This is a genomic window from Aquitalea sp. (assembly GCF_030150775.1).
Taxonomy (GTDB): domain Bacteria; phylum Pseudomonadota; class Gammaproteobacteria; order Burkholderiales; family Chromobacteriaceae; genus Aquitalea; species Aquitalea denitrificans.
Window position 1 is genome coordinate 76468 of the sequence record NZ_JASLFG010000013.1, and the last position, 14949, is coordinate 91416.

Here is a 14949-nt window from a genome sequence, read left to right on the forward strand (position 1 = left end):
AGCCTGCAAGAAACCTTACCTATCCAGATAGAGATAAAACATGATCCTCGTCACAGGCGGTGCCGGCTTCATCGGAGCCAACTTTGTTCTCGACTGGCTGAATGGCAATGATGAAGCAGTCATCAACCTCGACAAGCTGACCTATGCCGGCAATCTGCAAACCCTGGCCAGCCTGGAGAGCGATCCGCGCCATCTGTTTGTCCAAGGTGATATCGGCGATCGGGAACTGGTCAGCCACCTGTTGCAGGAACATCAGGTGCGCGCGGTGATCAACTTTGCAGCAGAAAGCCATGTAGATCGCTCCATCCACGGCCCGGGTGACTTCATCCAGACCAATGTGGTAGGCACCTTCAATCTGCTCGAAGCCGTGCGGGCTTACTGGAATGCCCTGGAAGGCGAAGCCAAGGCAGCTTTCCGCTTCCTGCACGTGTCCACCGACGAGGTGTACGGCACGCTGTCTGCTACTGACGCCCCGTTCAGCGAGACCAATCGTTACGAACCCAACAGTCCCTACTCGGCCAGCAAAGCCGCGTCGGACCACCTGGTACGTGCCTGGCACCATACTTACGGCCTGCCCGTCCTCACCACCAACTGCAGCAACAACTACGGCCCCTATCATTTCCCGGAAAAGCTGATTCCGCTGGTCATCCTGAATGCGCTGGCAGGCAAGCCCTTGCCCATTTACGGTGACGGCCAGCAAATTCGCGACTGGCTGTATGTGAAAGACCATTGCAGCGCCATCCGCACCGTGCTGGCGCAAGGTCGCCTGGGTGAAACATATAATGTTGGCGGCTGGAACGAAAAAGCCAATCTGGATGTGGTACACACCATCTGCACCATTCTGGATACGCTGCGCCCCAAGGCTGATGGCACAGGCTATGCCGAGCAGATCACCTATGTGCAGGACCGCCCCGGCCACGACCGCCGCTATGCAATTGATGCACGCAAGCTGGAACGCGAGCTGGGCTGGAAACCGGCAGAAACCTTTGAAAGCGGCATCCGCAAGACCGTAGAGTGGTACCTGGACAATCAGGACTGGGTTAGCAACGTCACCAGCGGCAATTATCGCCAATGGCTGGAACAACACTACGGGAACAAGGCATGAGCCGCATCCTGATTACCGGCATCAATGGCCAGCTGGGCTTCGAGCTGCGCCGCTCGCTGGCCATGCTGGGCGAGTGCATCTGCCTGGATCGCCAGCAACTGGACCTGTCCCGCCCGGCTGACATTGACGCGGTGCTGGACCAATACCAGCCGGACATCATCGTCAACCCGGCAGCCTACACCGCCGTGGACAAGGCCGAGAGTGACGCCGAACTGGCCCATGCCGTGAATGCTGCCGCACCGGCCGCGATGGCCGACTGGGCCGCGGCAAAAAATGCACTGCTGCTGCACTACTCCACCGACTATGTGTTTGATGGTGACAAGGCCACGCCTTATGCGGAAGACGATGCCACCAACCCGCAGTCGGTATATGGCTTGAGCAAATACCGGGGTGAACAGGCCATCCGTGCCAGTGGTGCCAACCACATCATCCTGCGTACCAGCTGGGTGGTGGGCGCACATGGCGGCAACTTCCTCAAGACCATCATGCGCCTGGCGCGCGAACGCGACAGCCTGAATGTGGTGGCCGACCAGATTGGCGCGCCCACACCCGCTGCGCTGATTGCCGATGTGACCGCCCACATCATCAAACAATGGCAAACCAACCAGGACAAGCAGCTGCTCGGTACCTATCACCTGACCAGCAGCGGCAGCACCAGCTGGCATGGCTATACCGCATACCTGCTTGCACTGGCAGAACGTTACGGTGTCGCACTGCAGCTGAAGCCGGAAAACCTGCATGCCATTCCCGGCAGCGCCTACCCGACCCCGGCGAAACGCCCCGGCAACTCCAGGCTAAATTGCAGTAAAATCCAGGGCGCGTTCGGCCTGAACATGCCAGCATGGCAGAGCGGCGTGGAACAGGTGTTCCAGCAGATCTTCAATTCCTGATGCAGGACGCAAGCAGATGAAACGTAAAGGCATCATCCTGGCGGGAGGCAGCGGCACCCGCCTGTACCCCGCCACACTGGCAGTCAGCAAACAATTGCTGCCCATCTACGACAAGCCGATGATCTACTACCCGCTCAGCACACTGATGCTGGCCGGGATTCGCGACATCCTGATCATCTCCACCCCGCAGGACACCCCGCGCTTCGAACAGTTGCTGGGCGATGGCAGCCAGTGGGGTATCAGCCTGCAATATGCGGTACAACCCAGTCCGGATGGCCTGGCACAGGCTTTCATCATTGGTGAAGACTTCCTGGCAGGTGCACCCTCGGCACTGGTGCTGGGTGACAACATCTTCCACGGCCATGATTTCCCCAAACTGCTGAAAGCGGCCAACGCCAAGCAGCAAGGTGCCAGTGTGTTTGCCTACCACGTACAGGACCCGGAGCGCTACGGCGTGGTGGAATTCGATGCCCAAGGCAAGGCCTTGTCCATCGAGGAAAAACCGGCCGCACCCAAATCCAACTATGCCGTCACCGGTCTGTACTTCTACGACAATCAGGTCGTCGACATCGCCAAGTCCATCCGCCCCTCACCGCGCGGCGAGCTGGAAATCACCGATGTCAACAACCACTACCTGCAACAAGGCCAGCTGGATGTGCAGACCATGGGGCGTGGCTATGCCTGGCTGGATACCGGCACCCACGAATCCATGCTGGAAGCGAGCCAGTTCATTGCCACAGTGGAAAACCGCCAGGGCCTGAAAGTGGCCTGTCTGGAAGAGATTGCCTATGTACAGCAATGGATTGACGCAGGCCGACTGGAACAGCTGGCCCAACCGCTGAAGAAAAATGCCTACGGGCAATACCTGCTGCAGCTGCTGAAGTAAGAAAGCTAGCCATTCATGAAAATCATCGATACCGCCATGGCGGACGTCAAAATCATTGAACCCGCCGTATTCGGCGACGACCGTGGTTTTTTCTTCGAAAGTTTCAACCAGAAGCGCTTTGAAGAGGCCATCGGCCGCAAGGTTGAATTTGTCCAGGACAACCACAGCCGTTCCGGCAAGGGTGTGCTGCGCGGCCTGCACTACCAGTTGCCTCCGTTTGCCCAAGGCAAGCTGGTGCGCTGCACCTTGGGCGAAGTGTATGACATCGCGGTGGATATCCGCCGCAGCTCGCCCACATTCGGTCAATGGGTGGGTGTAATGCTGTCCGCTGACAACAAACGTCAGCTGTGGATTCCAGAAGGTTTTGCCCACGGTTTTGTCACTGTGTCCGAGCATGCCGAGTTTCTGTACAAGACCACCAACTACTATTCCCCGGACCATGAGCGCAGCATCATCTGGAACGATGCCGAGTTAGACATCGACTGGATGCTGGACAGCACACCTTCCCTGTCGGGCAAAGACATGCAAGCCTGCGCCTTCAACACCGCGCAGCTTTTTGATTGAACGGAACCACATCATGAAAGCAGTCATTCTGGCAGGCGGGCTGGGTACCCGGATCAGCGAAGAGACATCGGTCCGCCCCAAACCCATGGTTGAAATCGGTGGCAAACCCATCCTGTGGCACATCATGAAAATCTACTCCCATCACGGGATCAACGATTTCGTGATCTGCTGCGGTTACAAGGGCTATGTCATCAAGGAATACTTTGCCAACTACTTCCTGCACATGTCCGATGTCACTTTCGACATGTCCAGCAACAGCATGGAAGTCCACCAGCGCTACGCCGAACCATGGCGAGTCACCCTGGTGGATACCGGTGAAGAAACCATGACTGGTGGCCGCCTGAAACGCGTCCGCAAATACCTGCAAGATGAAGAAGCATTCTGCTTTACCTATGGTGATGGCGTCGGTGATGTCGACATTGGCGCGCTAGTGAAATTCCACCAGCAGCAAGGCACGCTGGCCACCCTGACTGCGACCTACCCGCCCGGTCGCTTCGGTGCCCTGGACATCCAGGCCGACAAAGTCACCACCTTCAAGGAAAAGCCCAAAGGCGATGGTGGCATGATCAACGGGGGCTTTTTTGTCCTGTCGCCCAAGGTGATCGACTTTATTGATAACGATGCCACCATCTGGGAACGCGAACCGCTGGAACAACTGGCCAGCAAGCAGCAATTGTCCGCCTTCCGTCACGAAGGGTTCTGGCAACCCATGGATACCCTGCGCGACAAGAACCATCTGGAAGAACTATGGCAAAGCGGTCATGCGCCATGGAAGGTATGGGAATGAAGCGTGAGTTCTGGCAAGGCAAGCGGGTTTTTCTGACCGGTCACACCGGCTTCAAGGGAAGCTGGTTGTCGCTGTGGTTGCAACAGTTGGGCGCAGAGCTCACCGGCTATGCGCTGGCACCGGCTACCACACCGAACCTGTTTGAAACCGCAGGGGTTGCCGCAGGCATGACCTCGATCATCGGCGACATCCGCGACCCGGCCAAGCTCATGCAGGCCATGCAGGCTGCGCAGCCCGACATCGTCATCCACATGGCAGCCCAACCGCTGGTGCGCTACTCCTATGCCAATCCGGTCGAAACCTACTCCACCAACGTCATGGGGGTGGTGTATCTGCTGGAAGCCATTCGGCAAACCCCGAGCGTACATGCCGTAGTCAATGTCACCAGCGACAAGTGTTACGAAAACCGCGAATGGCTGTGGGGCTATCGCGAAAACGAGGCAATGGGAGGTTACGACCCTTACAGCAACAGCAAAGGCTGTGCCGAACTGGTTACCAGTGCCTATCGCAATTCCTACTTCAACCCGGCCGACTATCAACGCCATGGCGTAGCCCTGGCAAGTGCCCGTGCCGGCAATGTCATTGGCGGTGGCGACTGGGCGGAAGACCGGCTGATTCCCGATATCATGCGCTCCATCGAACAGGCCAAGCCTGTACAGATACGCAGCCCGCATGCCATCCGCCCATGGCAGCACGTGCTGGAGCCCCTGTCAGGCTATTTGCTCCTGGCAGAGCAGCTGTTCAGCTCCGGCAGCGAATTTGCCGAAGGCTGGAATTTTGGCCCACGCCCGCAAGATGCCCAGCCGGTGGCCTGGATTGTGGATACCCTCACCCGGATCTGGGGCCAGGGTGCCAGTTACCAGATCGACCCTGCCGGTGCAGACCTGCACGAAGCCCATTATCTGCGTCTGGATTGCAGCAAGGCACAAACCCGACTTGACTGGCAACCACGCTGGACACTGCATACCGCACTCGAGCACATCTGCAGCTGGCATCAGGCACACCTGGCCGGGGCCGATATGCAAGACATCACCATTCAACAAATCAAGGCCTTTGAGGCCTAGCCCGCCAAGGGACAGCATTAATGAACACACAAGACAAAGCCCAACAACTTCGCCAGCAGATTGCCCAACTGGTTGATGAATACGCAGCCATTGCCATGGCCCCCCGCCCGTTTGAAGCAGGCAAGACTGTCATTCCCCCATCCGGCAAAGTCATTGATGGCGCGGAACTGAAAAACATGGTGGAGGCCTCGCTGGATGGCTGGCTGACCACCGGCCGTTTCAACGACATGTTCGAAAAACGCCTGGCGGCTTTTCTGGGAGTGCGCCACCTGCTGACCACCAACTCCGGTTCGTCGGCCAACCTGCTTGCCTTCTCGGCATTGACCTCTCCCAAGCTGGGCGAGCGTGCCATCCGTAAAGGTGACGAAGTCATCGGTGTTGCTGCCGGCTTCCCCACCACGGTCAATCCCATTTTGCAATTCGGCGCAGTCCCGGTGTTTGTCGATGTCGATATCCCGACCTACAACATCAAGCCCGAGCTGATTGAAGCCGCCATCACCAGCAAGACCAAGGCCATCATGCTGGCCCACACGCTGGGTAATCCGTACAACCTCAAGGTGATCCGCGAGCTGTGCGACAAATACGGCCTGTGGCTGATCGAAGACTGCTGCGATGCACTGGGCAGTACCTATGACGGCAAACTGGTCGGCACCTTTGGCGATATCGGCACACTCAGTTTCTACCCGGCACACCACATCACCATGGGTGAAGGCGGTGCGGTATTCACCAACAATACCGAACTGAAGAAAATCATCGAATCCTTCCGCGACTGGGGCCGTGACTGCTATTGCGCACCGGGCTGCGACAATACCTGCGGCAAACGTTTTGGCTGGCAACTGGGCAGCCTGCCGGCAGGCTATGACCACAAGTACACCTACAGTCACCTGGGCTACAACCTGAAAATCACCGACATGCAAGCTGCCTGTGCCCTGGCCCAGCTGGACAAGGTGGAAAACTTCATCCAGGCCCGCAAGGACAACTTCCGTTACCTGAGCAATGCCCTGCAAAGTTGTAGCGAATTCCTGATCCTGCCGGAAGCCACCGAAAACAGCGATCCGTCCTGGTTTGGCTTCCCGATTACCATCCGTCCGGAAAGTGGCATCAGCCGTGTCGATGTCCTGCAATACCTCGACCAGCACCGTGTAGGCACCCGTCTGCTGTTTGCCGGCAACCTGACCCGCCAACCGTATATGGACGGCCAGCAATACCGCGTAAGCGGAGAGCTGACCAATACCGATCTGGTGATGAACAACACCTTCTGGATCGGCGTGCACCCGGCACTGACCCAAGACATGCTGGACTACAGTGTTGAGAAAATTGAAACCATCATTGGCGTGAATTTCTGAGAATCACATGAAAATCATTGAAGAACTACTTCCAGGCTGCCTGTTAATGGAAGCAGCAGTATTTACGGATCATCGTGGAGAATTTGTAAAGACATTCCATGATGACACCATGCATAGCCTGGGAGTGGACTTCAATCTGCATGAAGAGTTTTACTCCGTATCACACAAGAACGTATTGCGTGGCATGCATTTTCAGACAGACCCTCATGCCCATGCAAAAATTGTCTATTGTCTGACTGGTTCTGTCCTGGATGTACTGGTGGATTTGCGAGAAGGTACACATTACGGGCGCGCGCAAAGCACCATTCTTTCCGGAAACAATAAAAGAGTGTTGTTTATTCCCCCTGGTATTGCACATGGTTTTCTGGCGCTGGAAGATCAATCCATGATGATGTACAAAACCGATCTGCATCATGTCCCTAGCGCTGACAGTGGCATCCGCTGGGATAGCTTTGGCTTTGATTGGGGAATACAGCAACCCATTCTTTCCGAACGAGACAAGCAACACCCAACTCTTTCCGAATACAGGCAAAATCACGAATGAGAAAGATCATCCTGACAGGGGCCACAGGATACATAGGCCGCAAACTGCTATCCAGACTGTTAGAACGCGGTTACTCCGTTAGCGTGGTTGTTAGAGAAAAGAGCCCCCGACTTTCCAGCCTGCCTGCTGACATTGAGAAAATTTTCTATGATGGGACGTTCAATAGTCTGCTAGATGGTATGAAAGACAAGGAATCGGGCCTGGTCATTCATGTAGCCTCACTATTCCTGACCCAGCACAAACCTGAAGACATCGGCAACCTCATTGATTCCAATATCAAGTTTCCCTGCCACTTACTGGAAGCAATGCATGCATGCGGATTAACCGAAATTATCAATACGGGAACTTCATGGCAGCATTATGAAAACGGCGATTACAATCCGGTCAATTTATATGCCGCAAGTAAACAAGCCTTTGTAGACATGCTGAAGTTCTATCAAGAGGCCCATCAATTCAAGGCCCTCACCCTTGAACTATTTGACACATTTGGTCCTGACGACGAAAGAAAAAAACTGTTTCATTTGTTACAAGAAGTTGCGGAAACTGGAAAAACATTGAAAATGTCACCAGGGCAGCAACTTCTCGATATTGTCTACATAGATGACGTTCTCAACGCCTATGAAATAGCTATCAACCAATCAGGAAAACTTACCGGGATATTTACTGTTGCAAGTGGACAGATGCATAACCTGCAAGAAATTGTCGCCATTTACAGCAAGATCAGCCAGAAAAAATTGAATATTGAATTTTCCGCACTCCCCTACCGCCCGCGCGAAGTAATGAAACCTTGGGAGCGTTATAGAAATCTACCTGACTGGGTATGCGAATTCAGCCTGGAAGAAGGAATAAAGAAAATATTATGTCAGGGAATGAAAAAGCACTAAATAAATCCAACAACTTCAATGACATCATATGGGGTTATTGCGCCCAATTCCTTAATATCGGGAGCGGCTTGATTCTACTCCCACTAATGCTTCACTTCCTAGGAAGTAATGATTTAGGACTGTGGTATTCATTTCTGGCAATCACATCGTTAGTTCAACTATTAGAGTTTGGCCTCCAGCCCACTATCACTCGTTACATTAGCTATATCTTTGCAGGCGCACAAAACATCAGCGCGGGAGAAATGCCTACCACAAGCGGGGAAATACTAAATAAAAATCTGCTACACGATATGATTTGCGCTTGCAGAAAAACATATTTATTCATTTCCCTCCTTGCATTCTTAATATTGCTCAGTATTGGCTCATATTACGTCTATCTCACTACCAAATCTCAAAACAATACGGATCAGGCACTACTCTCCTGGGCACTTTACAGTGTCGGGATTGTGATAAATTTTTACTTTACCTACTTAAATGGAATATTCCAGGGCGCTGGACATCAATCCATTGTCAACAAGACCATCTCAATCAACAAAATCGCATTTCTGCTTATTAGCAGCATTTTGATCGTTTTTAATCTTTCACTAAATGCAATTATTATTGGAAATTTTATCTCCATAATTATAAGCCGTATATATATACGAGCAAAATTCAATTTACACTTCAAATCAGAAAGCACTCCAGACCAATCCAACAATGAGCAGATTAATCATTTAATAAAGCTTCTATGGCATAGCACATGGCGTTTAGGAGTGGTACAACTAGGATCATTCATGATATTGCGTGCAAATCAGCTGATTGCATCTACTACATTGGGATTGAGCACCGCAGCCAGTTACGGAATTTCCCTACAAATACTGTCTGTGCTCAGTACATTTTCCAGCTTGCCATTTACCTTAAAAATTCCGCAAATTACAGCAATGCACGTAAAGAAAGACAAAGCAAGTACAATTAGAATATACAAAAATTCTCTATATTTTTGCTGGACTACTTTTTCTACTAGTGCCATTTTCCTCATTTTACTTGGCGCGCCTGCATTAGCCATCATAAAAAGCAAGACCCATCTACTGGACACGCTATGGCTTACTACACTTGCCATTACTTTACTGCTAGAACTCAACCACACAATTAGTGCAACATTTTTAACCACCCTAAATAAAGTACCTTTTGTAAACGCATCCCTTATTTCAGGTGGTTCCGTAATCGTTTTAAGTGTACTAAGTACACATTATACACCCCTTGGAATTGGCGGCTTAATTCTCTCCCAAGCAATCGTTCAGGCTCTGTATAACAATTGGAAATGGCCACTCACTGTAAATCGATACTTGAGAACACAGTAACCTATTGCGATGCACAAATGAAAAACACTGACAGCCTGCAATCGAACAATGCACAGAAATTGCTAACCATTGCCATCCCTACTTATAAAAGAAAGCCTCTTCTCGCAGAAACGCTTTCAAGTTTGGAAAAATGTAATTTAAATAACAACGTTGAAGTCATTATTGTAGACAACGATCACGAAGGAAATAATGACATCGTTGAAATGATCAAGGAAAATTTCAGCACGTTGAATCCTGCATATTACCGTAACAGCCATAATATTGGGATGGTAGGTAATTGGAATCAATGCATGAAATTGGCTGAGGGGAAATTCATTACAATTTTGCACGACGATGATCTTGTCAAAGAAAATTTCATTGACGAGGTGATGCTGCAAATTGAAATGAATAGATCAAAGGAATATTTATTTGCATTTCGCACATCAGTACTTGATCAGCGAATTGAACAATCCAATATAAAGCAAACTCCCGACAACTCAGAATTCATATCCAAAATATCCGTACTGGACTTGTTTTTCACAAACTTTTTTCATGGAACTCTTGGCATTATATTTGATCGTGAAAAAGCTTTGGCAATTGGTGGTTTCGAAGAAAATTGGTATCCCATATCAGATTATGAATTCTGGTGTCGTTGGGCATGTAAAATTGGCACGCTCACATTAATAAACAAGGACATAGCACTTTACAGAATTGCTGAAAATGAAAGCATGAAGGAAGTTACGAGGCAACTTTTCACTAGTCAATCTCTTGAACTCAGGAGAAAACTTGTTCTCGAAAAAAATGTACCAGCTGCATTTGCAAAATTGGTTAACCTAACAACCTGCGTTCAAAAAATTCAGGTTGAAAACTACTGGTCTGATAAGTCATATATTAAAAAAATTCCTGGTAAAATTTTAGTAAAAACGTATTTAATTCTATTTCAGATCATCATTAAAATGACCAAGGCGATTCTGCACAAGGATTTGAACCATGAACGTAAATAATACTCTTATCCTGGGCGGAACCGGTTTTATTGGCCGAGCGCTAACAGAAATACTTAAAAATGAAAATCACCATCTTCACCTAACTGTTCGAAATGGTGAATATTCTGACGAACCAAATATCAAATATCACAATATCAGCATTAACGCGGTTGACACGCTGGCAGAGCTGATTGAAAACGAAGATATTTCCACCATTATCCACTGCGCATCAAGTTTGATTCCATCAAGTCAATTTGTCGATTTTTACACAGAAAACGAAAATTTGATTCTTCCAACAATTTCCTTGCTGGACAAAATAAAAAACAAGGAAATACTCTATGTCTACTTTTCTTCCGGTGGTGTTATTTATGGCAACCCTGAAAATATTCCCACTAATGAAACAGCACCTCTAAATCCTCTTTCATATTACGGCCTTTCCAAAAAAATTATTGAAGACTACTTACATTTCTACAGCAGCAACTTTAAAATAAATCATTTAATTATACGTCCTTCCAATCCATACGGCAGCGATCAACACAAAGATGGTGTCCAGGGCTTCATTGCCACAGTTTTACATAAAATAATAAATAGCATGCCAATTGAGATCTGGGGAGATGGTTCAGTTATTCGTGACTACATTACCATTGATGATCTTGCATGGGCAACTAAGGAATTAATCAACAAGAGAGTGACAAATGAAACATACAATATTGGGTCAGGCGATGGTCATTCCTTGCTTGATGTTATCAATGTTATCAGCAATATTACTAGCATAACGCCTAAGCTGACATTTTCCAGCTCTAGAAATATTGATGTAAAAACTGTCATTCTTGATATCAAGAAATTGCAAGATGAAATTAATTTCATCGCAACACCACTCGCAGATGGAATCCGTAATTTCTACCAGAAAATATCATGAATTTTAAATATAAACTTGCAATAGCAATCCCAACATACAATCGCGCTGACATCCTCTCGGAAAATATTGAAAAAATGCTTCCGGAGTTGGTTACATATGGAATTCCCATTTATATATCTGACGATAGCAGTAACACAAAAACAGCCGAAGCAATAAATAATATTCCTTATCAAAACATTTTTTACACTTCAAACAAGCCTGCCAATGGGCATGACAAAAATTGCATTTCGACATTACAATTACCAGATGCAGAATACATATGGTATCTTGGTGACTCCATATACATTTCCCCGGGAGTCATAGCAGACGTCCTCAGGCACATTGACACTCAACAGCCCGATATAATCTGTGTCAATGCACCACACAGGGTACACGATGCTATATCAGGCACCATACGAAACAAAAAGGAATTCTTAATTGAAACTGCTTGGCACCTTACACTGACAGGCTCCAGTATTTATAAAAATTCAGCAATATCCTTTCCGGATATTGATATTAAAAAATGGAAGAATTTCCCACAAACAGGTATTACACTTTCTATTGTTTTAAAACCAGAATCCAAAGTCATCTGGATTGGTGAAAAATCAATTACAACGAACTCCAAGAAAAACAGCTATTGGTCCAAGAATGTCATTGATGTATTTTCATGCGACTGGTGCAATTTTGTTCAAAGCTTTGCAAAGTACTTTACCAAAAGTGAACTCGAAAAACTGGAACTATCTCACTCGCTAAATACCAAGGTATTGTCAACAAAGGCACTCATAATGTATCGCAGTCAAAATTATTATAACCATGAATTATATTCTAAGTATTCCGCATATTTGACTCGTAGCTCTCAATGTAATAAATCTTTACTTTTCATTATTTCAATCACGCCACAAATCATTTGCAAACTCATTGTTGAAACATACAAATCAATCAAAAAATAACTTGAAATTAATAAAAACCCACATCCGCACATAAAAATACAGGCAAAGAGAAAAATGGCGAAATGTAGAACATGCTCGATTATTGTCAGTTACAACCCTGAAATTGAAAATCTTGTAGCCTTGACCAAAACACTGGCACTACAAGATGATTTCGTTGTCATTGTTGATAACAACTCTCACAATAAGGAAAGCATTCTAAGCATCACCAAATCTCTGGATCGATGCCACAGTATTTTGCTGGACAAGAATACTGGGATTGCACATGCTCAGAATATTGGAATTGAATTCGCTTTAGCAGAGAATTACACTCACATCGTATTCTTCGATCAAGACAGCTCTATCGATGAATATTATATTAGAGATCAGCTTCAGGTATTTGCAAAACTGAAATCGCAACATCCTAAGCTAGCCGCCCTTGGCCCTGCCTTTGTCGACAAAAAACACGGCTTTCATTACAAGATCGTCAATATTGACCGTTATGGTAGACGCACCAAGATTGATACCCAGCATATGCAGAAGCCTTTCGCTGCATCGCTGATCATCTCCTCTGGCAGCCTTGTTTCGGCTGATGCCTTGCGCGACATTGGCCCGATGGATGAGCGCTTTTTCATTGATTATGTCGATACCGAATGGTGTCTGCGTGCGCATGCCAAAGGCTACGTCATCTTTGTGAATCCGCAGATTCAGATGCTGCACGCCATTGGCGATAACTCGCTGAAACTGCTGAAATGGCGCGTACCGGTACATAGCGCATTCCGCCGCTATTACCGTATCCGCAATGCCTTTTTCCTGCTGAAGATGCCGCATGTTCCGACCTTGCTGGCATTACGGGAAATTGCCTTCAATTTGGTACATCAGTTGGTATTGATTCTGTTTGGACAGAACAAAATGGGTTATGTGCGTTCGTTGTGGCGTGGGCTGAAGGATGGACTGAATGGAAAGTACTGAAATGCCCAAGCTCTTTGCGTCCATCGTGCTGTACAAGCATCAATATCAGGATGTGCAACCCACCATGGATGCGCTGCTTGGCTGCAGCAGCCTGCACGGTCTGGTGCTGGTGGATAATGGTGGCTGTGAATGGGCCGGACAACTGGCACTGCCCAAGGTGCATTACATCCGCTCGGATCGTAATGGTGGTTATGGTCATGGTCACAATCAGGCCATACGGGCATTTGCCGGACAAGCGGATTACTTTCTGATTTGCAATCCGGACATCCAGTTTCACAGCGCGGATCTGGACCGTTTTCTGACAGGGCTGAGCGGGCATGCCGCGGGCTTGTTCATGCCGCGCATCGTTTACCCGGATGGCACGCAGCAGGAGCTGTGCAAACTGCTCCCCAGCCCGGCCAATCTGTTTGCACGCCGTTTCCTGCCCGTACTGGCAGAGAAGCTGGACCAGCGCTACATGCTGCGTCACGCCGACTTTGACAAGGCCTTTTTTGCCCCGTCACTGTCCGGCTGCTTCATGTTGTTCCGCGCTGCGGCGCTGCTGGAATTGAACGGCTTTGATGACAATTTCTTCATGTATATGGAAGATGTCGATCTGTCACGTCGCTGTGCCGTGCAGTTTGGCAATCTGTATCTGCCACAGATGACGGTGACCCATCATTTTGCCAAGGCATCGTATACCGACAGGAAATTGCTGAAAGCCCACATCCGCTCTGCCGTGCAGTATTTCAATAAGTGGGGCTGGCTGTTCGACCGGACACGCAGCCGCCTGAACAAGGCATGCCTGGCGCAGTTGCCGCGGCGCTGAATGGTCTGCTGACGGCTTGGGGCCCTAATGCGTGGTATGGTCTGGCAGTTTCCATTCAGCCAGCCCGATGGCGACCATCCCCAGCAAGACGGCAAACCACATGGTGGCAAAGCGGATGCCCACGGCGGCCAGAACAGCAGTCGGCATTGAAGCACCTTGCCATAGCAGGCTGGCCACGATGACCGACTCGGTGGAGCCAATGCCACCAGGCAACATGGAGGCAGCCCCTGCCAGCATGGCCAGTGGATAACTGGAGAATAGCGGCCACCAGGTCATGCCGGGGGATAAAGACTGCACCAGCCAGACAAAGGCCGTGGCAGTGAGTGACCAGGCCGCCAGGCCGGCTACGGCGGCAACGAGCATGTCTTGCCAGCCCAACCAGCGTAATCCACCGCGCATGCCACGCTGCAGCAAGCGCATAAGCCGGTACAGCCTGCGGCATCGATACAGGCGCAACCTTGCATGCAAGCGTCCCAACCAGCGCGGCTGCCGCATCAGGATGGCCAACACCAGCAACACTGCACCCACAAACAGGGCCAACACCGGAAACAGAGGCGCGCTCAACATGCCGGGCATGGTCAGCAGCAGCACCACCAGCAAGTCCCAGCCGCGTTCATAGATGAAGGCCGACAATACCTGCTCGTGCGCAATGCCAAGTCGCTGCAGGTAGCGGATGCGGATCAGCTCCCCTACTTTGCCGGGCGTTGCGGTATAAGCGAAGCCTGACAGATAAATGCAAAAACCCAGGCCAAATGGCTGCTCATGCCCGCTACGCCGCAGCAGGTAATACCAGCGCAGATAGCGCAGGAAAAATGACAAGAAGGCCATGCCCATGAGGGCCGGCATGATGCTGGCCAGCGCAGGCAAACGGGCAAACATGTCATGCCGGACATCCGAAACCAGCAAGGCTGTCAGATAACAGGCAGTCAGTGCGGCAAATGCCAGTAGTGGTCGATTCAGCTTCATGCCTGTG

16 protein-coding genes are annotated in these 14949 nt (G+C 49.7%); 15 read left to right on the forward strand and 1 reads right to left on the reverse strand.

What is annotated here, in order from left to right:
• Positions 1–40: 40 nt before the first annotated feature.
• The 15 genes from rfbB to QVF59_RS04635 are packed head-to-tail and all read left to right on the forward strand — an operon-like array spanning position 41 to position 13976.
• Positions 41–1105 (forward strand): dTDP-glucose 4,6-dehydratase, encoded by a 1065-nt coding sequence (gene rfbB / locus QVF59_RS04565; RefSeq protein ID WP_287877630.1) that lies wholly within the window; start codon positions 41–43, stop codon positions 1103–1105.
• Positions 1102–1995 (forward strand): dTDP-4-dehydrorhamnose reductase, encoded by an 894-nt coding sequence (gene rfbD / locus QVF59_RS04570; RefSeq protein ID WP_287877631.1) that lies wholly within the window; start codon positions 1102–1104, stop codon positions 1993–1995. Before rfbB ends, rfbD begins: the two co-directional genes overlap by 4 nt.
• Before the next feature lie 16 nt (positions 1996–2011).
• Positions 2012–2881 carry a glucose-1-phosphate thymidylyltransferase RfbA gene (rfbA, locus tag QVF59_RS04575; protein ID WP_287877632.1) on the forward strand — a complete coding sequence of 290 codons (870 nt, stop codon included), beginning with the start codon at positions 2012–2014 and terminating at the stop codon, positions 2879–2881.
• Positions 2882–2896: 15 nt separating this feature from the next.
• Entirely contained in the window at positions 2897–3445 is a 549-nt protein-coding gene (gene rfbC, locus QVF59_RS04580; protein ID WP_287877634.1) for a dTDP-4-dehydrorhamnose 3,5-epimerase, read from the forward strand.
• 13 nt (positions 3446–3458) lie between these two features.
• Positions 3459–4232 (forward strand): glucose-1-phosphate cytidylyltransferase, encoded by a 774-nt coding sequence (rfbF, locus tag QVF59_RS04585; protein ID WP_287877636.1) that lies wholly within the window; start codon positions 3459–3461, stop codon positions 4230–4232.
• Positions 4229–5296: a CDP-glucose 4,6-dehydratase gene (gene rfbG / locus QVF59_RS04590; protein WP_287877638.1), complete on the forward strand. Its 1068-nt coding sequence runs from the start codon at positions 4229–4231 to the stop codon at positions 5294–5296. The genes rfbF and rfbG overlap by 4 nt, the downstream gene beginning before the upstream one ends.
• A 20-nt stretch (positions 5297–5316) precedes the next feature.
• Complete coding sequence (gene rfbH, locus QVF59_RS04595; RefSeq protein ID WP_287877640.1) at positions 5317–6642, forward strand: lipopolysaccharide biosynthesis protein RfbH; 1326 nt, start codon at positions 5317–5319, stop codon at positions 6640–6642.
• 7 nt (positions 6643–6649) lie between these two features.
• On the forward strand, positions 6650–7186 hold the full coding sequence (gene rfbC, locus QVF59_RS04600; protein ID WP_287877642.1) for a dTDP-4-dehydrorhamnose 3,5-epimerase: 537 nt from the start codon (positions 6650–6652) through the stop codon (positions 7184–7186).
• A complete protein-coding gene (locus QVF59_RS04605) occupies positions 7183–8070 on the forward strand; it encodes an NAD-dependent epimerase/dehydratase family protein (RefSeq protein WP_287877644.1) in 888 nt (295 codons plus the stop codon). Before rfbC (QVF59_RS04600) ends, QVF59_RS04605 begins: the two co-directional genes overlap by 4 nt.
• Entirely contained in the window at positions 8046–9410 is a 1365-nt protein-coding gene (gene wzx / locus QVF59_RS04610; RefSeq protein WP_287877646.1) for an O-unit flippase-like protein, read from the forward strand. Before QVF59_RS04605 ends, wzx begins: the two co-directional genes overlap by 25 nt.
• A gap of 17 nt (positions 9411–9427) precedes the next feature.
• Complete coding sequence (locus QVF59_RS04615) at positions 9428–10393, forward strand: glycosyltransferase family 2 protein (RefSeq protein WP_287877648.1); 966 nt, start codon at positions 9428–9430, stop codon at positions 10391–10393.
• The gene (locus QVF59_RS04620) at positions 10380–11291 is read left to right on the forward strand and encodes an NAD-dependent epimerase/dehydratase family protein (RefSeq protein WP_287877649.1); all 912 of its coding nucleotides are present in this window, start codon (positions 10380–10382) and stop codon (positions 11289–11291) included. The genes QVF59_RS04615 and QVF59_RS04620 overlap by 14 nt, the downstream gene beginning before the upstream one ends.
• A complete protein-coding gene (locus QVF59_RS04625; RefSeq protein ID WP_287877651.1) occupies positions 11288–12220 on the forward strand; it encodes a glycosyltransferase in 933 nt (310 codons plus the stop codon). Before QVF59_RS04620 ends, QVF59_RS04625 begins: the two co-directional genes overlap by 4 nt.
• Before the next feature lie 54 nt (positions 12221–12274).
• Positions 12275–13168 carry a glycosyltransferase family 2 protein gene (locus QVF59_RS04630; RefSeq protein ID WP_287877652.1) on the forward strand — a complete coding sequence of 298 codons (894 nt, stop codon included), beginning with the start codon at positions 12275–12277 and terminating at the stop codon, positions 13166–13168.
• A 1-nt stretch (position 13169) separates the two neighbouring features.
• Positions 13170–13976, forward strand: coding sequence for a glycosyltransferase (locus QVF59_RS04635; RefSeq protein WP_287877653.1), 807 nt, complete (start codon positions 13170–13172; stop codon positions 13974–13976).
• Positions 13977–14000: 24 nt separating this feature from the next.
• Here the strand turns inward: QVF59_RS04635 and QVF59_RS04640 are convergent, their stop codons facing one another.
• Positions 14001–14942 carry a lysylphosphatidylglycerol synthase transmembrane domain-containing protein gene (locus tag QVF59_RS04640; protein WP_287877655.1) on the reverse strand — a complete coding sequence of 314 codons (942 nt, stop codon included), beginning with the start codon at positions 14940–14942 and terminating at the stop codon, positions 14001–14003.
• Positions 14943–14949 lie beyond the last annotated feature (7 nt).

Excerpts from the sequence above, each read along its gene's own strand:
- QVF59_RS04640 (WP_287877655.1), bottom strand. The coding sequence starts at position 14,942 with ATGAAGCTGAATCGACCACTACTGGCATTTGCCGCACTGACTGCCTGT.
- rfbA (WP_287877632.1), top strand. The coding sequence starts at position 2,012 with ATGAAACGTAAAGGCATCATCCTGGCGGGAGGCAGCGGCACCCGCCTG.
- QVF59_RS04620 (WP_287877649.1), top strand. The coding sequence starts at position 10,380 with ATGAACGTAAATAATACTCTTATCCTGGGCGGAACCGGTTTTATTGGC.
- QVF59_RS04625 (WP_287877651.1), top strand. The coding sequence starts at position 11,288 with ATGAATTTTAAATATAAACTTGCAATAGCAATCCCAACATACAATCGC.
- wzx (WP_287877646.1), top strand. The coding sequence starts at position 8,046 with ATGTCAGGGAATGAAAAAGCACTAAATAAATCCAACAACTTCAATGAC.
- QVF59_RS04635 (WP_287877653.1), top strand. The coding sequence starts at position 13,170 with ATGCCCAAGCTCTTTGCGTCCATCGTGCTGTACAAGCATCAATATCAG.
- rfbB (WP_287877630.1), top strand. The coding sequence starts at position 41 with ATGATCCTCGTCACAGGCGGTGCCGGCTTCATCGGAGCCAACTTTGTT.
- rfbF (WP_287877636.1), top strand. The coding sequence starts at position 3,459 with ATGAAAGCAGTCATTCTGGCAGGCGGGCTGGGTACCCGGATCAGCGAA.
- QVF59_RS04615 (WP_287877648.1), top strand. The coding sequence starts at position 9,428 with ATGAAAAACACTGACAGCCTGCAATCGAACAATGCACAGAAATTGCTA.
- QVF59_RS04605 (WP_287877644.1), top strand. The coding sequence starts at position 7,183 with ATGAGAAAGATCATCCTGACAGGGGCCACAGGATACATAGGCCGCAAA.
- rfbD (WP_287877631.1), top strand. The coding sequence starts at position 1,102 with ATGAGCCGCATCCTGATTACCGGCATCAATGGCCAGCTGGGCTTCGAG.
- rfbH (WP_287877640.1), top strand. The coding sequence starts at position 5,317 with ATGAACACACAAGACAAAGCCCAACAACTTCGCCAGCAGATTGCCCAA.
- rfbC (WP_287877634.1), top strand. The coding sequence starts at position 2,897 with ATGAAAATCATCGATACCGCCATGGCGGACGTCAAAATCATTGAACCC.
- rfbC (WP_287877642.1), top strand. The coding sequence starts at position 6,650 with ATGAAAATCATTGAAGAACTACTTCCAGGCTGCCTGTTAATGGAAGCA.
- QVF59_RS04630 (WP_287877652.1), top strand. The coding sequence starts at position 12,275 with ATGGCGAAATGTAGAACATGCTCGATTATTGTCAGTTACAACCCTGAA.
- rfbG (WP_287877638.1), top strand. The coding sequence starts at position 4,229 with ATGAAGCGTGAGTTCTGGCAAGGCAAGCGGGTTTTTCTGACCGGTCAC.